At 61.9% G+C, this 19,906-nt stretch carries 15 protein-coding genes; 7 read left to right on the top strand and 8 right to left on the bottom strand.

What is annotated here, in order from left to right; all coding sequences use genetic code 11:
* Positions 1-3: 3 nt before the first annotated feature.
* The 4 genes from glgB to ACLKMW_RS07475 all read right to left on the bottom strand — a co-directional run bounded on the left by glgB (position 4) and on the right by ACLKMW_RS07475 (position 7,850).
* Positions 4-2,199, bottom strand: coding sequence for a 1,4-alpha-glucan branching protein GlgB (gene glgB / locus ACLKMW_RS07490; RefSeq protein WP_415723782.1), 2,196 nt, complete (start codon positions 2,197-2,199; stop codon positions 4-6).
* Positions 2,196-5,492 carry a maltose alpha-D-glucosyltransferase gene (gene treS, locus ACLKMW_RS07485; protein WP_415723781.1) on the bottom strand — a complete coding sequence of 1,099 codons (3,297 nt, stop codon included), beginning with the start codon at positions 5,490-5,492 and terminating at the stop codon, positions 2,196-2,198. Before treS ends, glgB begins: the two co-directional genes overlap by 4 nt.
* Positions 5,489-7,519 (bottom strand): alpha-1,4-glucan--maltose-1-phosphate maltosyltransferase, encoded by a 2,031-nt coding sequence (locus ACLKMW_RS07480; protein ID WP_415723780.1) that lies wholly within the window; start codon positions 7,517-7,519, stop codon positions 5,489-5,491. The genes treS and ACLKMW_RS07480 overlap by 4 nt, the downstream gene beginning before the upstream one ends.
* Positions 7,520-7,640: 121 nt before the next feature.
* Positions 7,641-7,850 carry a hypothetical protein gene (locus tag ACLKMW_RS07475; protein WP_415723779.1) on the bottom strand — a complete coding sequence of 70 codons (210 nt, stop codon included), beginning with the start codon at positions 7,848-7,850 and terminating at the stop codon, positions 7,641-7,643.
* Between the two features lie 247 nt (positions 7,851-8,097).
* Here ACLKMW_RS07475 and ACLKMW_RS07470 point away from each other — a divergent pair, with 247 nt between their 5' ends.
* Positions 8,098-8,370, top strand: a complete 273-nt coding sequence (locus ACLKMW_RS07470; protein ID WP_415723778.1) for a hypothetical protein — start codon at positions 8,098-8,100, stop codon at positions 8,368-8,370.
* 229 nt (positions 8,371-8,599) lie between these two features.
* On the opposite strand, the gene ade is transcribed toward ACLKMW_RS07470, so the two are convergent.
* On the bottom strand, positions 8,600-10,396 hold the full coding sequence (ade, locus tag ACLKMW_RS07465; RefSeq protein WP_415723777.1) for an adenine deaminase: 1,797 nt from the start codon (positions 10,394-10,396) through the stop codon (positions 8,600-8,602).
* A complete protein-coding gene (locus tag ACLKMW_RS07460; protein WP_415723776.1) occupies positions 10,396-11,367 on the bottom strand; it encodes a LysR family transcriptional regulator in 972 nt (323 codons plus the stop codon). Before ACLKMW_RS07460 ends, ade begins: the two co-directional genes overlap by 1 nt.
* A 107-nt stretch (positions 11,368-11,474) precedes the next feature.
* Between ACLKMW_RS07460 and ACLKMW_RS07455 the strand changes: the two genes are divergently transcribed.
* The 6 genes from ACLKMW_RS07455 to ACLKMW_RS07430 all read left to right on the top strand — a co-directional run bounded on the left by ACLKMW_RS07455 (position 11,475) and on the right by ACLKMW_RS07430 (position 18,930).
* Positions 11,475-12,497: an aromatic ring-hydroxylating dioxygenase subunit alpha gene (locus ACLKMW_RS07455; protein WP_415723775.1), complete on the top strand. Its 1,023-nt coding sequence runs from the start codon at positions 11,475-11,477 to the stop codon at positions 12,495-12,497.
* Positions 12,498-12,508: 11 nt separating this feature from the next.
* Positions 12,509-14,278, top strand: coding sequence for an adenine deaminase (locus ACLKMW_RS07450; RefSeq protein WP_415723774.1), 1,770 nt, complete (start codon positions 12,509-12,511; stop codon positions 14,276-14,278).
* 25 nt (positions 14,279-14,303) lie between these two features.
* A complete protein-coding gene (locus tag ACLKMW_RS07445; protein WP_415723773.1) occupies positions 14,304-15,317 on the top strand; it encodes a BMP family protein in 1,014 nt (337 codons plus the stop codon).
* Positions 15,318-15,387: 70 nt separating this feature from the next.
* A complete protein-coding gene (locus tag ACLKMW_RS07440; protein WP_415723772.1) occupies positions 15,388-16,920 on the top strand; it encodes an ABC transporter ATP-binding protein in 1,533 nt (510 codons plus the stop codon).
* Positions 16,917-17,999 carry an ABC transporter permease gene (locus ACLKMW_RS07435; RefSeq protein WP_415723771.1) on the top strand — a complete coding sequence of 361 codons (1,083 nt, stop codon included), beginning with the start codon at positions 16,917-16,919 and terminating at the stop codon, positions 17,997-17,999. Before ACLKMW_RS07440 ends, ACLKMW_RS07435 begins: the two co-directional genes overlap by 4 nt.
* The gene (locus ACLKMW_RS07430; protein WP_415723770.1) at positions 17,992-18,930 is read left to right on the top strand and encodes an ABC transporter permease; all 939 of its coding nucleotides are present in this window, start codon (positions 17,992-17,994) and stop codon (positions 18,928-18,930) included. The genes ACLKMW_RS07435 and ACLKMW_RS07430 overlap by 8 nt, the downstream gene beginning before the upstream one ends.
* A gap of 50 nt (positions 18,931-18,980) precedes the next feature.
* Here the strand turns inward: ACLKMW_RS07430 and ACLKMW_RS07425 are convergent, their stop codons facing one another.
* Both ACLKMW_RS07425 and ACLKMW_RS07420 read right to left on the bottom strand, forming a co-directional pair.
* The gene (locus ACLKMW_RS07425) at positions 18,981-19,181 is read right to left on the bottom strand and encodes a hypothetical protein (RefSeq protein ID WP_415723769.1); all 201 of its coding nucleotides are present in this window, start codon (positions 19,179-19,181) and stop codon (positions 18,981-18,983) included.
* A 160-nt stretch (positions 19,182-19,341) separates the two neighbouring features.
* Entirely contained in the window at positions 19,342-19,746 is a 405-nt protein-coding gene (locus ACLKMW_RS07420; RefSeq protein WP_415723768.1) for a DUF6766 family protein, read from the bottom strand.
* Positions 19,747-19,906: the final 160 nt, after the last annotated feature.

Genomic DNA, 19,906 nt, shown 5'->3' with positions numbered 1-19,906 from the left:
TTGTCACGACGCAGGAGTTAGAAACAGCGTGGCCAGCGGCGGCAGGGTGACGGTCAATGAAAACGGGCGATTGTGCCATCCGATCGCCTCCGCCCCGGTCGAGTTGCTCATAACCCCCGAGCCGCCATACTGTTCCGCATCGCTGTTGAGGAGTTCCGTCCAACTGCCGCCTAACGGAACCCCGAAGCGGTAGTCGTGTCGCACGACCGGCGTCATATTGCAGATGACGAGCACCGGCCGCGGGTCCGACACGCCCTTGCGAATGAAGGAGTAGACGCTGTTGTCGGCGTCGTCGGCCTCGACCCACTCGAATCCACCCGGGTCGCCGTCCAGTTCATGCAATGCGGGTTGCGACCGATAGAGCCGGTTGAGGTCACGCACGAGTTGGCGAACGCCTGCGTGAAGTGGATCGTCCAACAGATGCCAGTCAAGCGACTGGTCGTGGTTCCACTCGCGCTCCTGCCCGAACTCGCCGCCCATGAAAAGCAGCTTTTTGCCGGGATGGCTCCACATGAACGCAAGATAGGCGCGCAGATTGGCGAATTTCTGCCAGCGATCACCGGGCATCTTGCCGATCAGCGAGCCTTTGCCGTGGACGACCTCGTCATGCGATAAAGGAAGGACGAAGTTTTCCGACCATGCATAGACCAGCCCGAACGTCATTTTATGGTGGTGGTGCTTCCGGTAGATCGGGTCGAGGCTCATATAGGCCAGGGTGTCGTGCATCCAGCCCATGTTCCACTTGAACGAGAAACCGAGACCGCCTTCGTCCACCGGCCGGCTCACGCGCGGCCAGGCCGTGGATTCCTCGGCAATCGTGAGTGCGCCCGGATAGTGCTCACCGATGCGGCTATTCGTGTCGCTAAGGAACGAAATGGCGTCGAGATTCTCATTGCCGCCATACCGGTTGGGGATCCACTCGCCGGGATTGCGGCTGTAGTCGAGATAGAGCATGGATGCCACCGCATCGACCCGCAGTGCATCGACGTGAAAACGGTCCAGCCAGTAAAGCGCGCTCGCCTGCAGGAAATTGGCGACCTCGGCGCGTCCAAAATTATAGATCAGCGTGTTCCAGTCGCGGTGGAATCCGAGCCGCGGATCGTCGTGCTCGTAGAGCGCTGTCCCGTCGAACCGCACCAGCCCGTGCGCGTCGGAGGGGAAATGGGCAGGCACCCAATCGACAATCACGCCGATGCCACCCTGATGCAGCCGGTCGACGAAGCGGGCGAAAGCCTCGGGTGGACCAAAGCGTCTGGTCGGCGCGAAAAGGCCGATCGGCTGGTAGCCCCATGAACCGGTGAAAGGATGCTCGGTTATCGGCAAAAGCTCCACATGTGTGAAGCCCATTTCGTTGACATAGGGGACGAGCAGGTCAGCGATCGCGTCATAGTCGAGCAACTCGCCATCGCCGCTGCGGCGCCAACTGCCGAGATGCAGCTCGTAGATGGAAATCGGCTCGGAAACCGGCTGGACTTGAGCGCGGGACGTCATCCAGTCCCCATCGCTCCACGCATGGTCGACCGGCCCGCAGACGATCGAGGCGGTCTCGGGCGGATTCTGCTGGGCAAAAGACACCGGGTCTGCCTTGAGAGGCAGGACATCTCCATGCACGCCGAGAATTTCATATTTATAGAAGGCGCCACGCGCCAGACCAGGAATGAACAGTTCCCAAACCCCGACGCCGATGCGTTTGCGCATCGGATGCCTTCGCCCGTCCCAGGCATTGAAATCGCCGACGACGCTGACACGCCGCGCATTCGGCGCCCAGACGCAGAAAACAGTTCCTTCGACGCCGTCATGGGTGAGCTGGTGCGCGCCGAGCCTGCTGTAAAGCTGCTGGTGGCGACCCTCGCCAAGCAGATATTCGTCCATTTCCCCGAGAACGGGCGGGAACCGATAGGGATCGTCAGCGATCCAGGTCTGGTCGCCGGCGGCGAGCCTCAGCCGATAAGCAAAACGCTCCGCCCGGTTAGGGAGGAAGCCCGAAAAGAAGCCTTCCGGATGAACGCGGTCGAGCGCCGCGACAGTCGCGCCCTCTTGATCGATCACCGTCACCGACGCCGCCTGCGGCATGAAAACGTTCACCGATAGCGGCTCCCCCATGCCGCCATGCATGCCAAGTACGAAAAACGGGTTGCCGTGCCGGCCCCGAACGATCGCTTCTATATCGGATGCATGGGCCGCGGGTCTGTCTGTCACGGTGGCTCCTGGTTCACGAGGTCCAGCAGCCCGCCTATCGGAATACCAACCCAGGATGGGCGGTTCGCAAGCTCGTAAGCGATTTCGTAGGCCGCCTTCTGGATGAGCAGGAGGTCAAGGAGCGCACGGGCGAACGACGGGTCTTCCGGTACGGTCGGGCATCCATGCGCATGCTCGAAATAGGTTTCGAGAAATTCCGCGCTGGTGATGGCGCGCCACTCCTTTGCGCGCGATATGAAGCTTTCGGCGCGCACTGCCGCCTTTTCGCTTTCGCGGCTCACCGTTGCCGCCGCATAGTCAAGCGACCGCAGCATTCCGGCCACGTCCCGCAGCGGCGAGAATTTGGCGCGGCGTTCGTCGAGCGGCCGGCGAGGCTCGCCCTCGAAATCGATGATCATCAGATCGTTCTGCGCGACGAGCAGTTGACCGAGATGGTAGTCGCCATGGATCCGCGACCGAAATCCGGAAGGCTGCATCGAGGCGATTGCCTGAATGCGAAGGCTCAGGGCCTCGTGTGAGTCGAGCAGCATATCGGCCTCGGCGGCGGTCGTGTTGTCCAGCCCGCCTCGAGCGGCAGCGAGACGGTCCATCGTCGAGCTGACCTCGCGGGTCACTTCCTGCACCCAGCGCTGAAGGTCCGCACTGCTGGTTGGCTCTATGCGGAAGGCCGGGTCGTCGGTATCCGCCGCAAGCGCCTTGTGCAGTTCCGCGGTGCGCTGGCCGAGAACTTTTCCGATCGAAAGAGGAAACAGGAACGGCAAAGCCTCCCTTGCCTGTCCGTCGTCCGACGGGGAGTCGCGCAATGCATGTTCTTCGGCATCGCGCCGCAGGGCTTCGGTGACGGCCTCCCAGGCGTTCCCCTGATTGCGCACGAAGGCGAAGGCCGCAGCCAGGGTCGTTGCCTCGCTCTCGGCGGGCTGGTGCTCGATATAGCCGAGGAAGGCTGGCGTGTTCTCGAAGCGCGCGGTTTCCGTCAGAAAGCGGCCTATCTCCACGTCAGGCTGCAGGCCAGGGCGCAGGCGCCGATAAATCTTCAGGATGAGCTTGTCGCCAAAGGCAATCGACACGTTGCTCTGCTCGGCGCCCAACTCTCGTGGCTCATCCACATCGCCGATCGATGCCAGTTCCTCGCCGGGGTGAAAGGCGATCCTGCCGCCAGGTGAGGCAAGCTGGCGCCCCTCGCGCAATGCCTCGACCAGCTGTGTGGCGAAGTCCTCGTCATAGGCACCGTCGACGAGTGCCGCCACTTTGGAGCCGCGGCGCAGCTTCGAAATGGTGTAGGAGAGCTTCGGAGCGCCATGGGCCAGGTTTTCCTCGCCCCAGCGTGCCGACATCGGCAGGAAGTATCGCTGGCTCGATCCATCGAACTCGACATCGAGCGTCGTGAGCAGGTGCTGGCCGTCTCCGAGTTCTCCTATGGGCTCCAGCTTCAGCCCCTTGATGCTGCGGTCCTTGGCCCCGAACCAGCGCTGCAGCATCAGGAAGCTGGGCAGAATCTCGGCGTCGAACTGGCCCTTGTCGCGCCCCGCTATCGCGGTATCGACCCGACCGTCGCGCGTTGTCAGCGTCACGAATTCGGGCAGGATTTCGGGCGCCGGCATATGCCACCGCGGAGCTTCGACTTCCTCGGCGAGGAGGAACCAGTAGAAGCCATACGCCGAAAGCGTCACCAGATAGGGCAGGTCACCGATCGGTGGAAATGGCGAGCGACCCGTCAGTTCGATCGGAACGGCGCCCTTCCAGCGCGCCAGATCCAGTTCGACCGCTTGCGCCGCCCGCGACAGGTTCGCCACGCACAGGATCCTCTCGCCATCATATTCGCGCACATAGGCCACGATCCTGCGGTTGCGCGGGTAGAGCAGCGTCATCGTGCCGCGTCCGAACGCAGGGTGCTCCTTGCGCACCGCAACGATGCGCCGCATCCAGTTGAGCAGCGACGAGCCGTCCCGGTCCTGGCTTTCGACATTGATGGCCTGATAGCCGTAGGTTGGATCCATCACCACGGGCAGATAGAGCTGCTGGGGATTGGCCCGCGAAAAGCCGGCATTGCGGTCGGAGGACCACTGCATGGGCGTGCGAACGCCATCGCGGTCGCCCAGATAGTAATTGTCGCCCATGCCGATTTCGTCGCCGTAATAGAGAATCGGCGTGCCGGGCATGGACATCAGCAGCGAGTTCATGAGTTCGATCTTGCGGCGGTCGTTCTGCATCAAGGGCGCCAGCCGCCGTCGGATGCCGAGATTGATGCGCGCGCGCCGGTCCTCGGCGTAGGTCCGCCAAAGATAGTCGCGCTCCTGATCGGTCACCATTTCCAGCGTCAACTCGTCATGGTTGCGCAGGAAAATACCCCACTGGCAGTTTTCCGGGATGTCGGGGGTCTGCCGAATGATATCGGTGATCGGATGCCGGTCTTCCTGCGCAACCGCCATGTACATGCGCGGCATCAGCGGGAAGTGGAATCCCATGTGGCATTCGTCGCCTTCACCGAAATAGGGTCGGGTGTCTTCCGGCCATTGATTGGCTTCCGCAAGAAGCATCCGATCGGGATAGTGCGCATCGAGTTCCGAGCGGATGGTCTTCAGAATGCCGTGCGTTTCAGGCAGGTTCTCGTTGTTGGTGCCTTCGCGCTCGATCAGGTAGGGAATGGCGTCCAGCCGCAGCCCGTCGACGCCCATGTCCAGCCACATGTGCATCACTTTCAGGACTCCCTTGAGGACGCGCGGATTGTCGAAGTTGAGATCGGGCTGGTGCGAGTAGAAGCGGTGCCAGAAGAAGGCGCCCGCAACCGGGTCCCAGGTCCAGTTCGACTTCTCCGTGTCGAGAAAAATGATGCGGGTCTCGGGAAACTTCGTGTCGTCATCGTTCCAGACATAGAAATCCCGTGCCGCCGAACCAGGCTTGGAATGCCTGGCTCTCTGAAACCAGGGATGCTGGTCCGAGGTGTGGTTGATCACCAGTTCGGTGATGACCCGCAGGCCTCGCCGGTGCGCTTCGGCAACGAAGGCGCGGAAATCCGCCATCTTCCCATAGGCCGGGTTCACCGAACGGAAATCGGCGATGTCGTAGCCGTCATCGCGCAGTGGCGACGGATAGAACGGCAGCAGCCATATGGCGGTTGCGCCCAGTTGCTCGACATGATCCAGCCGCCGCATCAGGCCGGCGAAATCGCCCATGCCATCGTCATTGGAATCCTGGAATGCCTTGACGTGGAGCTGGTAGATGATGGCGTCCTTGTACCAGTCTGTCTGGGATCGATCAATGACCCCGTCGACGCGATTGACGAAAGGCTTCATGAGCGGGGCGCTCCCGGAGGATAGAGCCGCCAGATCGCATAGGGCCTTTCATGCGGATCGAGCCGGATGCGATGCGATTTTCCATGCCATGTGAAGTGATTGCCATGGAGCAGGTCCTCGACCTCAATGGAGGCTTCGTCCGGCAATCCGAACTCCCAGAGGGGCACCTCGAAGTCCGCTTCCTGAGCGTTGTGCGGATCAAGGTTGACATGAAAAAGCAGGAAGCTCTGCGCCTTCGCATCGCTCTTGCCGTAGTAAAGAATGTTATCGTTCCAGGCGTTGTAGAAACGCAGGGACTCGAACCTGCGTAGCGCCGGATGCTCGCGGCGCAGCCGATTGATAAGCACGATATCGTCGCGAATATGCCCGCGCCGGTTCATGTCCCAGATCCGGATCTGGTACTTTTCGGAGTCGAGATACTCTTCCTTGCCCGGCACGGCGGTGGCTTCACAGATCTCGAACCCGTTGTAGACGCCGTAGTTGCCGGCAAGCGTCGCTGCCAGCACCAGACGCGTCCTGAAGCCGGGTCTTCCGCTCTGCTGAAGAAACAGTGGGTTGATGTCGGGCGTATTGACGAAGAAGTTCGGCCGCATGACGTGGCGGCTGTCGTCCTGGGTCAACTCGATCAAGTACTCCTCGAGCTCTGCCTTGAGATTGCGCCACGTGAAATAGGAATAGGACTGCGTGAAGCCGAGTTTGGCCAGCCGCTTCATCACCTTTGGACGGGTGAAGGCCTCGGCAAGGAAGATCGTGTCTGGATGCCGCGATCTGACTTCCTCAATCAGCCATTCCCAGAAGGGAAATGGCTTGGTGTGAGGGTTGTCTACCCTGAAGATTTTGACGCCGTGTTCTATCCAAAAAAGCACCACGTCGCGCAGCGCGAGCCAGAGACCGGGAATGGCGCCGCGGTAGAAATGGACGTTGACGATGTCCTCGTATTTCTTTGGCGGATTCTCGGCGAATTTGATCGTGCCGTCGGGGCGCCAGTCGAACCATTCCGGATGCTCCTTGATCCAGGGATGGTCGGGAGAACACTGGATGGCGAAGTCCAGGGCGATCTCCAGCCCGTGTTCCCTTGCGGCCTGCACGAGGCGTTCGAAATCGCCGATCGTGCCGAGCTCCGGATGTATCGCGTCGTGACCGCCCTCATGCGAACCGATCGCATAGGGGCTGCCTGGCTCGCCGGGGCGGGCCGTCAGGCTGTTGTTGCGCCCCTTGCGGTTGGTTGTTCCGATCGGATGGATCGGCGGGAAGTAGAGGACATCGAAACCTAGGTCCCGGACATAGGGGAGGCGTTTGATGACATCATCGAGGGTGCCGTGCCGCGACGGATCTTCGGTCTGCGAGCGGGGCATCAGTTCGTACCAGGCGCTGAACGCCGCTTGCGGCCGATCGACCCAGACATCGAGAACTTGGATATAGCGGCTCAAATTGGTGCGCGGCCCGGCGCTGTCCATCAAATCGCGTGCTTCGTCCGAAAGAAGGACAGCAAGCAACTCATCCTCATTGGCGGCGGCTGCAAGCCGTCGCGAAACGGCAGCTAACGATCGCGCGTCCCCTGCGGCCTCAAGGATGCGGCGCCCTTCGGTCAATTCCAGCGAAATCCGCTGGTTTGCCGCTATTTTCTTTCGAACTTCCTCTCGCCAGGTGGCGAACAGATCGCGCCACGCGATCACGCCGAACTGCCAGGTGCCGATTTCATCAAAGATTGCGGCACCCCGCCATCGATCGTTTTCCACCAACGACATGGGCGCTTCGGCCCACTCGCTGTCTGCCGCTCTTCGATAGACGAGAGCGGCTTTGATCGTATCGTGACCGTCGCCGAAAATATCGGCCTCAACCACGAAGTCCTCGCCTGCGATCGCCTTCGCGGGAAACCGGCCGCCATCGATTTCGGTGCTGATATTCTCGATCGCGATCCGGTTGGCGGCGAGCGCTTCGATCCGCGCGATACTCGGATCGGTCGTAGCAAGAGGAGCGGCATCCGATACCGCCGGCTTGGTATGAACTTTGCCGGTGGACCTCATTGCCTACTCGCATCCTCCAGCCGGGCGCGGCTGCATTTCTCCGAAAATGGTGTGTCGCCGAGGCATTCAGCTAATCTCACGGGCGCGTAAGGGCGAATGTTGGGGTTGGAGAGCCGGCGGCTCAGTGTTCTCGGCTGTGGAATTCATGGATCCTTGTCAGCGCGTCTGCGGCACGCTGAACAAGCTTGTCGAAAAGAACGAGCTCATCATTCGAAAGTTCGTCCGACGCCAGCGAACGCGAGGCCAGCATTGAAATTTTCTCTGCAGTTGCGTGCAGCTCATCCACAAATGGCTTTGAAGGGAACTGTCGTGGGGCGTTGGCAATCGACATGAGCTTTTTGCTCCGTTCACATACTCTCCTCATCAAACACCCAAGCGGGCGGGAGGTTCCGCGCGGCTCGGCCGCGCAACCGCAAACCGCAGGCTGGCTTGCTCTCAGAACAGGAAGCGGCTGGCGTCGCGACACCGCAAAAATCCGCAAAACTATTTTTTTCAGGGAGGAACACCAAACGAGCCACGCCGTTTGTTGCTTACAGCTGGCACGCTTCGAAGGCCGCTAGTTTCGGGAGGAGAGAAATATGACGATGAGCGTGGAAAACGACTGGTTGGTTCTAAAGGCCGACGCCAGTTCGCCGGGCAGTGGCGCGACGGTACGGTTTCGAACGGATCGGGGCGTGGTCTCTGTCGCTCTCGCCGCCTCTGAGGACGGATCGCAAGATGACAACGCAGCTCGCGCAAAGGAGGTCGTGATCCAGCTTGCCCGCTCTCTCGCCGCAGAGCACTGCCCCGCTTCGGCGCACCGTTCTTGCGACAGGGGCGAACTGTTCTGGTCGTGGGCAAACCCCGGATAGTCGAGACGAAGACAGAAAGCGAGCTGAAGCAATGCGAAAAAGGGCACTTCTAAGCATGCTAGCGGCGGGTGCCGTCGTAATAATCTTCTTGATCGGCTTTCTGTACTTCGATGCTGGCTGGCAGACCGCACCTGTCCAAAGGACGGATGATCAGAATTCAGGATCGGATGCGCCCAGCGAGGTGCTGCCGCCAGCCGACGCGCCGGCGCAATCCAATCCCTAAATCATCCTATTCCGCGTCGATCAGCACATCCGTTTTCTGGAAGCGCGTCACGTCGATCAAACCAAGGTCGGAAATGCGCAGTTCCGGTATGACCACCAGCGCCAGAAGCGAATGCTGCATATAGGCGTTGTTGAGGGTGCAGCCGCATTGCCGCATTGCCTCGATCAGCGCATTCGCCTCCTTGGCGACGATCTCGGCGCGCTGGTCCGACATCAGGCCGGCGATCGGCAGCTTGACCAGAGCAAGCTCGCGGCCTTCGCTGAACACCACCACGCCGCCGCCGACCTCGCCGAGCCGGTTGGTTGCCAGCGCCATGTCGTCCTTGTTCGTCCCCACCACGATGATGTGATGGCTGTCATGCGCCACGCTGCTGGCCATGGCGCAAGGCTTGTTGTAGCCGAAGCCTGAGACGAAGCCGTTGGTGACGCCACCGGTGCCGCGATGCCTCTCGACCAGCGCGATCTGGCAGACGTCGGCCTTGCCATCCATCTGCACGATGCCGTTGGCCACGGGCAGCGACGCTTCGAGCGCGCGCGTCGGCGCCTGGTTTTCGATGACGCCGATCACCCGCGCCTTGACCTCGCTTGCCTCGGCCGGTGCCGTAATGTCGAAATCGCTGCCAGCCAACTTCTTGCCCAGCCGCACGGTGTTTTTGGCCGATGCGGGATAATCGTAAGGCGCGATGTCGACGCACAACCGGCCCTCGCGCGACATCACGCGGCCCTGCGCGATCACCGTCTCGACCGGCAGCGTCGCCAGATCGGAGGTCAGGATGACATCGGCGCGGCGGCCGGGCGTGATCGATCCCAGTTCGCGCTCCAGGCCGAAATGTTGCGCGGTGTTGATCGTCGCCATCTGGATGGCGGTGACCGGCTTCAGCCCCTGCGCGATGGCGTGACGGACCACGCGGTTCATGTGGCCGTCATTGACCAGCGTGCCCGAATGGCTGTCGTCGGTGCACAGCACGAAATTGCGCGAGTCCAGCCCAAGTTCGGTGACCGCCTTGATCTGCGCCGCGACATCGTACCAGGCCGAGCCCAGCCGCAGCATGGCGCGCATGCCCTGGCGTACGCGGGCGATGCAGTCGGCAAGGCTGGTGCCTTCATGATCGTCGGCCGGGCCGGCGGCGACATAGCCGTGGAAGGGCAGGCCGAGATCCTTGGAGGCATAGTGGCCGCCGACGGTCTTCTGCGCCGCCTGCGTCGCGCCGATCTCCTCCAGCATATTGGCGTCGCCGCCAACGACGCCGGGGAAGTTCATCATCTCGCCCAGTCCGACGATGTTGGGCCACGACATCGCTTCGCGCACCTCGGAGGGTCCGAGGCTGGCGCCGGCATTTTCCAGTCCCGGCGCGCTCGGCACGCAGCTTGGCATCTGCACGAACACGTTGATCGGCAGGCCCGCCGCCTCGTCATGCATGAGCTTGACGCCCGGCATGCCGAGCACATTGGCGATCTCGTGCGGATCGATGAACATCGAGGTGGTGCCGTGCGGAATGACCGCGCGCGCGAATTCGGTGACGGTGATCATGCCGCTTTCGACATGCATATGCGCATCGCAAAGGCCGGGCAGCGCATAGCGTCCCTCGGCGTCGATCACCTCGGTTTCCGGTCCGATCGCGTGCGAGGCATCCGGGCCGACAAAAGCGAAGCGCCCGGCCGAGACGGCGATGTCGGTTCCGGGGATGATCTCGCCGGAATGGACGTTCACCCAGCGAACGTTGCGGATCACCATATCGGCGGGCGTACGCCCCATCGCCACATCGACGAGTCGCGGCGCGCTCTGAAACCAGGTTTCAATCATTATCTCTCCTCCCCACGGGAACGGGCGTCCGCATAGGGGCGAACAACCTCGACACAATATCTCGGCGAGCTGTAGCTCGCCCGTTGACGGTAGTATTCCAGGCAGAAATCCAGGAATGCGGCGAACTTGCGCGACACGTAGCGGCGGCGCAGGTAAAGCAGGTTGATCGACACCAGCGGCGAACGCCAATCCGGCAGCACCGGCACCAGATCGCCGTTCATGCACTCGATCTCGGTGAAGAAGGTGGGCAGATAGACAATGCCCTCGCCGGCCACCGCGAAATATTTCAGCATCCAGTAGTCATTGGCCATGCAATGCGCGGAAGGCGCGAAATCGCTGGTTTCGCCGCCGCGCTGCAGGTGCCAGGACTGGATGCCATTGGGCTGGCGAAAGGCCACCGCCACATGCTTTTCCAGCTCGTCCGGCGTGGCCGGCGCACCGAAGCGTTCGAGATAGCGCGGGCTGGCATAGAGGCCGTAGGAAGCCTCGCCGAGCTTTCGCGCGATATAGTCGGAATTCGCCGGCTCGCCCCAGTGGAAGATGCCGTCGAAAGGCTGATGCTTTTCCGGCGCCAGGAAATAGCCAAGCGACAGGAAGATCACATCGACCCGCACCTGCGGATATTGCTGGCGAAAGGCAAAGAGCAGTTCGGAGGTGAACGAGGTTCCGAATTCGCCGGTCGAGCCGATGGTCAGCGTGCCGGCAATGTCGTGCCGCGCCTCGGCGACCGCCGCCTTCGCCCCTTCGCAGCTTTCCTTGATGCGCTGGGCGTGGTCGAGAAATTCGGCCCCCGCATCGCTCAGATGCAGCTCACGACCGTCGCGCACGAACAGCGCCACGCCAAGCGAATCCTCAAGCTTTCGCACCTTGTGGCTGAGGCTCGATTTCGGCAACCCATAGAGCTTGGCGGCGTGCGACAGCGACTGCGCCTCCGCCACCATGATGAAATAGTCGATCGCCTCAAGGTCCATCGATCGTCCAATTTGTTGAACGGAATGTCCAAAAATAACGGGAAAGTCCCGTTTGCATGAACAACCCTAATACGACAGGATCGGTCCATGCAAGAGGAGGACTTGCGATGTCGAACGATGTTACGCCCTATCCGAAGGACAATTCTTTCTCCGAAAGCAATTGGTCGCTTCTCGCCGGCTTTTGGTACCCGATCGCCTACAGCAGCGATCTGGGCACGCGCCCGGTTGCTGTGAGATTGCTGGACCAGCGGCTTGTCGCCTATCGCGCCGCAGGACAGGTCGTGGTTGCCAACGATGTCTGCATACATCGCGGCGCGCCTCTGTCGGGCGGCAGGATCGTCAAGGACACCCTTGAGTGCCCCTATCACGGCCTGCGCTTCGATGGCACCGGCAAGTGCGTGGCTATACCCCCGGCCGGACCGAACGTGCCGATTCCGCCCAAGCTACGCCTTGCGACCTACCCGGTAGCGGAACGCTACGGCATCGTCTGGACCTGCCTGCAGCCCGAGCCGAGGGCGCCGCTGCCCGAATGGCCGCCGATGGACGATCCCAAGCTGCAGAAGGTGAAGCTGAAGCCGGCGGACTGGAACTGCTCGGCCTTTCGTCATGTCGAAAACTTCAATGACGTCGCGCATTTCTCCTATGTCCATGCGGGAACGTTCGGCAATCCGGACGAGCCCCAAGTGCCTCGCTACGAGGTTGTAAGCACCGAGCACGGGCTGGAGCGCAGCCTTGCGGTCAATCAGATCGACCGTGACACGTTTACCCAAGGCGGCGAGCGCGCCGCAACGATGCAGTACAAATATGCCTACACACTGCCCTTCAATTCGAGCCTGACGATTTCCAGCCCGGACGGTCGCAACGAATATATCTACGATGCCGTATGTCCGGTTTCCTCCGGCAAGTCGCGGATCTTCATCCTCAAGGCGAGGGACTACGATCTCGATCAGCCGGTGGATGAGTGGATAGAGTTCCAGCACGCCGTCAACGAAGAGGACCGGTGGATCGTCGAGGCGCAGCACCCCGAGGAGATTCCCATGGATCTCAGGGTTGAGGCACACATTCTGGCCGATGCCTGGTCCATAGCTTTCCGCCGTCGCTGGGCGGGGCTCGGCTACACTGATCACTAGAGGAGTCCGGATTGTCCGACATTCGAGAATTCATCCGCGCCGGCCGCGCGGAACACAAGGCAACGTTGATTGTCAGCGGCGGAACACTGGTCAATGTGGCCTCGGCCGAGATCTATCCGGCCGATGTCGCCGTCTACAAGGATCGCATCGTGGCGGTCGGAGACGTCTCGGAATATCGCGGCCCCGACACCGAGATCGTCGACGCGACGGGCTACTATCTGTGCCCCGGGCTGATCGACGGCCATCTCCATGTCGAATGCTCGAAAATGTCGGTCACCAGCTTCGCCAAGGCAGTGGTGCCGCTCGGCACGACGTCGATCGTCTCCGGCCTTGACCAGATACTGGTGACATCGGGACTGGTCGGCGCGCGCGAATTCCTGGACGAGGCCAAGGGCACACCGCTGAAGATCTTCTGGGGTGCGCCGTGCAAGACGCCCTATACGCTGCCGCGCTCTAATGTCGGCTATTATTTCGGGCCGGACGACCATGTCGCCACCCACTCCTGGCCGGAATGCGTCGGCATCTGGGAGACGGTGCGCGAATTCGTCGATACGATGGACGATCATGTGCTGCAGGCGATCGAGATCGCCGAGAAGAGCCGTCTGCCGATCCTCGGTTGCTCGCCCATGTGCAGAGGCAGCAGGCTGAACAGCTATCTCCAGGCCGGAGTGCGCTCCGATCACGAAAGCTACACCGCCGACGAAATGCTCGAAAAGCTGCGCAAGGGCATGCATGTCGTCATCCGCGAATCCTCGATCTCGCACTTCCTGACCGAGAATTTGCGCATCGTCACCGAGATGGGCATCAAGGCCACCGGTCGCATCAGCTTCTGCACCGACGATGTCGTCGCGTCGGACATCCTGTCGCGTGGCCATCTCGACAATATGATCCGCATGGCCGTCAAGATGGGTATCGCGCCGCTGACCGCCATTCAGATGGCGACGATCAATGGCGCTGAGGCGCTGCGGATCGGCCAGAAGGTCGGCTCGATTTCGCCGGGTCTCGCCGCCGACATATTGCTGGTCAAGGATTTGCAGGATTTCCGCGTTTCGGCGGTCGTCGCCAAGGGCAGGCTTGCCGCACGCGACGGAAAGCTCGTTGAAGAGCTGGCGCCGCCGGCACGCAGTGTCGTGGTCAGCGACACTTTCAAGGTCGCGCCGGTCTCACGCGAGGACCTGACGGTGCGGGCACCCCGAAAGGGCGACACGGTGAGGGCGCTCGCCATCGCCGTTACACCCGACCAGATCTTCGTGCGCAAGCAGCGCGATGTCGTTTTGCCGGTACGCGATGGTCTCGTGCAGGCCGACCAGTCGCAGGATGTGCAATATCTCACCGTGGTCGAGCGCTACGGCCGCACGTCCAATCGTCCGGTCGCCTTCGCGTCGGGCTTCGGCCTGCGCTCAGGCGCGCTCGCCACTTCGACGGCGCCCGATGACAATAATATCGTCTGCGTCGGCACCAATCCCGACGATATGGCGCTGGCGATCAATCACATCATCGCCAACAATGGCGGCCAGGCTGTTGCCGATGGCGGCAGGATCGTTTCGTTCCTGCCCCTGCCGATCGGCGGCATTGTCTCCGATATCGAGCCGCAGGAGATGGCGAGGAAGGAACAGGAACTCGATGAGGCCGCCCGCGCGCTTGGCTGTACCTTGCCATGGCCCTTCATGTACATGTTCGTGCTGCAGATAACGGCTATTCCGGACTTTGCGATAACCGATCTGGGCGTGATCGACTGTGTGAACCTGAAGGTCGTCGATCCGTTGGAAGCGGCGTCATAAACTAAGAAACAGAAAGGGAGGAACCATGCTGAAGAAATTTCTTGTGGCGGCGTCGGTGATCGGCACGACGCTTTTGGCGAGCAGCCTTGCTCAGGCCGAGGATCCGACGACGCTCAAGATCGCCGGTATCCTCTCCGCCGGCAAGGAGTCGCCATGGGAAGCTTCGCTTGTGAACTCGATGGAGCGCGTGATTGCGGCCAAGCCGCACGGCCTTGAAATCGAGGTCAACTACACCGAGAACGTCTACGACAATGCCGAACAGGTGTTCCGCACCTATGCCGAGACCGGCGAGTACGACATCCTGTTCGGCGACACCGCTTATGTCGACGCCATCGAAAAGCTGAAGGACGAATTTCCCGAGACCATGTTCGTGATGAGCGGCTCGGGCAATCGCGGCCTCGGCGGCAATGCATATTGGCTTTTCATTCATGCACACGAGCCGGCCTATGTGATGGGACAACTGGCCGGCAAGCTGACGAAATCCAATGTCGTCGGCGCGGTCTCCACCTTCCCGGCTGAAGACACCAACGACCAGATCAATGCGTTCTTCGCCGGCGCCAAGGTCGCGAACCCGAAGGTGGAGCAGAAGATCACCTTCATCCAGTCCTGGTTCGACCCCACCAAGTCGAACGAGGCGACCTCCGCGCAGATCGCCGCCGGCGCCGACATGATCTATCAGATGTCCGGCGCCTTCGAGGTCTGCGAGGATCGCGGCATCGGCTGCTTCGGCAACTATGTCGACATGTCTTCGGTGGCGCCGAAGTCGATCGTCGCGTCTACCGTCGTCAAATGGGATCCGCACATCAACTGGATCATCGACGAATGGTGGAAGTTCAAGACGACCGGCGCCAAGTTCGATGCGCCGACGGAGCCGAGATGGTTCACCTGGAAGGAAGGCTCGGGCGACCTCGTGCTCAATCCCGCCTGGGAGGAGAAGATCCCGGCCGACGTGAAGACGCTTGCCGCCGACACCGCCAAGGCCATCCAGAGCGGCGAAAAGCAGGTCGAGCTCAACCTGAACGAGCCGAAGTCGGACTGATCTCCGAACAAGGAATTGGAGCGGTTCCGATAAAGCCAAGTCGGAACCGCTCCAGAACAAGAGCCCGAACATGGCTTCAGACCCGATGAACGTAACACCGCGACTGTCGATCAGGCATCTGACGAAGCGTTTCGGCAATATGCTGGCCAATGACGACATCTCGCTGGATGTCATGCCCGGCCAGCTGCACTGCCTGCTCGGTGAGAACGGCGCCGGGAAATCGACACTGTCTTCCTGCCTCTACGGGCTCTACAAGCCTGACGGCGGCGAGATCCGGGTGGACGGGACTGTCGTTCACCTGCGTTCGCCCGGTGACGCCATTCGAGCGGGCATCGGCATGGTGCACCAGCACTTCGTGCTGGTGCCGGGCTTCACCGTCCTGGAAAATGTCACCGTGGGCACCGGCTCCGGCTGGCGCCTCGACCGCGCCGACGCGCTTGCCCGGATCAACGACATCTGCACCACCTACGGCATTTCGCTCGATCCGCATCGGCTGGTCGGCGATCTGTCGGTCGGCGAGCAGCAATGGGTGGAGATCGTCAAGGCGCTCTACACCGGCGCCAGGCTGCTCATTCTGGACGAGCCGACGGCGGTGCTGACGCCGGATGAATCGCAGCGCCTTTTCCGGGTTATCGAGCGCCTGACCGGCGTAGGCCTGTCGGTGATCCTGATCAGCCACAAGATGGCGGAGGTCATGCAGTCCGATCAGGTCAGCGTGCTGCGCAAGGGCCGGCTTGTCGGCACCGTGCTCACCGCCGACGTGAACCGCGAGCAGCTCACTACCATGATGGTCGGCCGCAGCATCTCGCCGCCGGTCCGCAAGGAGGGCGCGGCGAACTCCGGCAAGGCCGTGCTCTGCGTCCACGAGCTCACCCGGCTGAGGGACGGCAGGCCGGCTCTCGACCGTGTGTCGCTCGATATCGGTGAAGGCGAGATCGTCGGCATAGCCGGCGTGTCCGGCAACGGGCAGGACGAGCTTTTCGAGTGCCTGGCCGGCATCGCCCGGCCCGATGGCGGCTCGATCGCCATTGATGGCGAGACACTTGACGAGCAGTCGCCGGCGGCAATGGCAGCCAAGGGCGTCGGCTATGTGCCGAGCGACCGGTTCCGCGACGGCCTTGTCGCCGAGCTGGACATCGCAGAAAACCTTGTTCTCGGTCAGCATTGGCAGCCTCGCTGGCGGCGCGGCCCTTTCATGGAGCGCACCAAGCTGGAGGCCAATGCGCGCGAAGCGATCGGCGGCTACTCGATCGCGGCGAGCGGCCCCTCGGCGGTGTGCCGCAAACTCTCGGGCGGGAACGCGCAAAAGGTCATTCTGTCGCGCGAATTCGCCAAAGCCCGGCGCGTGCTGCTGTGCAACCAGCCCACGCGCGGGCTCGATGTCGGCGCGATCGAGTTCGTTCACCGCGAACTCCTGCGCAAGCGCGACGAGGGCTGTGCCGTCCTGCTCGCCAGCGAGGAGCTGGAAGATCTGTTCGCGCTTTGCCGGCGCATCTGCGTGATGTTTCGCGGGCGCATCCTTGCCGTGCTTGAGGCGGACAACACCACAACAGACGAGGTCGGCCGCCTGATGGCTGGCCAGGAGAACGAGACTGCCGCATGAGTGACTTCAGCCTCGCAGATTGGCGGCTCGAACGCCGGCTGGACCCCCGCGCCGCCACCCGATTCATCGCGCTTTCGGTGGCTGCCGCGTCCGCCGTGATCGTTTGCAGCACGCTGTTCGTCGCGGCCGGCGCCAGCCCGTGGGAAGCCTTCGCCGCGCTGCTGAAAGGCAGCTTCGGCTCGCTGCGCGCCACCGGCGAAACCATGGTGAAGGCGACGCCACTGATCTTCACCGGCCTTGCCGCCTGCGTTGCCTTTCGCGCCCGGCTCTGGAACATCGGCGCGGAAGGCCAGGTGTTCGCCGGCGCGATGTTCGCCTTCTGGCTTCAGCACAACATGGTCGGATTCCCGGCTGTAGTGCAGATTCCAACCATAATATTCGGCGGCATTGTCGGCGGCGCGCTCTATGCCGGGCTCGCCGGCATCCTCAAGACCCGCTTTTCGGTCGATGAGGTGATCTCGACCGTCATGCTCAACTACATCATCGTCTTCATCCTCTCGCTGCTTCTGCTGCGGGGACCATGGAGCGAGGCCGGCGGCTTTTTCGAGCAGACGGCCAAAGTCGATCCCGGCGCGATCTTCCCGGTGCTGTTTTCGGGCACGCGGCTGCATGCGGGCTTCCTGCTGGCACTGGCCGCGGCCTGGCTCGTTCACCTACTGCTCACCCGCACGCCGATCGGCTACGAGATCAAGGCGGCGGGCTCCAACATCCGCGCGCTCGCCGTGCAGGGTACGAACACGCGCCGGCTTATCCTGGTGGTGATGCTGATCTCGGGCGCGCTCGCCGGTCTGGCCGGCATCACCGAGGTCTACGGCGTGCACTATCGCGTGAAGGCGGGCGCGATCGCCGGCTACGGCTATAGCGGCATCATCGTTGCCATTCTCGGCCAGTTGCATCCGCTCGGCGTCGTCATCGCCTCGGTGCTGTTCGGCGCGCTGCTCAACGGCGCCACGCTGATGCAGATCAAGACCGGCGTTCCTTCGGCGCTGATCTATGCGATCCAGGCCATTCTCCTGCTGTTCTTCCTCGCCGGCTGGGCAGCGTGCAACTTCCGCCTGCGGAGGGTCAGCCATGTTTGACGATCTTTTCCAGGCCTCGATCCTGGTCAGCGTGGCGGCTGCCACGATCCGTATCGCGACGCCTCTGCTTCTGGCGGCCCTTGGCGAACTCGTGGCCGAGCGCAGCGGCGTCTACAATATGGGCCTCGAAGGCATGATGCTGATGGGCGCCTTCACCGGCTATCTGGCGGCCTATGAAAGCGGTTCGCTCTGGGTCGGCGTTGCCGCTGCGGGCTTCACCGGCGCGATGATGGCTCTGGTCTTCGCCATCCTCGTCATCACCCTGAAGGTGGAGCAGATCGTCACCGGCCTGGCGATAAACCTGCTGGGTGCCGGACTTTCGACCTATTGGCTGCGTTCCGCCTTCGCCGGCGACGGCCAGACGCCGACCATTCCATTCTTCGCCAATGTGCCGATACCGATCCTCAGCGATATTCCGGTGCTCGGTCCGATCCTGTTCGACCAGAAGCTTTTGACTTATCTCGCGTTCCTGCTGGTGCCGGTGATCTGGTTCTTCCTGTTCAGGACGCGCTACGGGCTGATCGTGCGCTGTGCCGGCGACAATCCGAAGGCGCTCGACGTCAAGGGCGTGCAGGTGGCACCGATCCAGTACGCCGCGGTGGTGTTTGGCGGCCTGATGGCAGGGCTCGGCGGCGCCTTCCTCTCGGTCGGCTCGGCGGCGCGCTTCGTGCCGGACATGACCAATGGGCGCGGTTGGCTCGCCATCATCATCGTGATCGCCGGGCTGTGGCGGCCCTATTCGATCCTCGCTGCCACGCTGGTGTTTTCGTTCCTCGATGCGCTGCAGCTTCAAATCCAGGGCGTCGGCATCGCCATTCCCTACCAGCTCATGCTGATGATGCCCTATGTCGCGGCAATCGTGGCGCTGATGGTGCGCCGCTCGCGGGCCAGCGCACCGAGCATGCTGGGCGTGCCCTACACGCGCGAGTAAACGCAAATTGGTTGGCCGCTAGAAAAAACGTCCCCGCGGATTTGCCGCAGCTAACCGCTCAAGACTCGATTGTCGGATCCTTTGGGAGCCGGTCTCCAGCGCAGCATTTCCCGGTTGGCTGCTGCCGCCGCTTTTTCAGCTTCGTCGCGGGAAAGGCCGGTAAGCAACCGGCCGCCGGCTTCGGCAGGCAGGTCAAAAATAACGTCATGGACGGACCAACCGCTGGATACCTTGACGGCTTCAAAACGCATGAGCTTCCTCCTCCGTGAGCGGAAAGAACCGGTGACGGCGCATTAAGTTCCCGATAGCAAGCGCACAAACTCACCCTTTCGGGCAAATAATCGGAGAGACCGATCCCACGTGGGTCTTCGGCGCGGTTACAGCCCCGTGCCGACAGGGCTCTGGAGCAGGTCAGCGATGCGCATGGGGAATGTCGGTGTGTCTCCCCGAATAGCGCTCATCGATTTCATCGATGAGCTGGTCCGCCCTCTCCGGATTGAGTTGCTTCAAAAGTTCATCGACCTTTGCCTCAAGGCGATCACTGCCTTCCCTGGATTGTGGCGACCCGAGAAACAGCAGGAATGCCAAGCCTCCGACTTGCCACAAAAGCTGGAGGAATTCCGATTGCCAATTCTCCAGCGTGTCGCGCGCCATCTCGACGACGTAGGGACCGAAAGTTGCCGCTTCGCCATGGGACTGCTGCTCGCTAACGAACGCGAACCAGCCGAACACCCAATGCCCGACAATCGTCAAAACGAAAAACGCCAAGGTGATCCATGCGTAGCTGTAGCTGCGCCAAATAGAGCCGTTTTTCAATGCACCCATCCTCGCTGCTTTCGCAGGTAACGGAAGTGGAGGATCTAAGTTCCGCGCAGCAATAAGGAAGGAGCCGGGCCCCTCGGGCGAAAATGCACGGCTACACCAGTGACCGAGGCAGCACTGCTTCGGGTGAGAACCAGAACAGGATCAGCCTGCA

It is taken from the genome of Borborobacter xinjiangensis, from assembly GCF_047739745.1.
Lineage (GTDB): Bacteria > Pseudomonadota > Alphaproteobacteria > Rhizobiales > Rhizobiaceae > Pseudaminobacter.
Note: the sequence above shows the minus strand (reverse complement) of the source record. Positions and strands in the feature narration are given on the sequence as shown.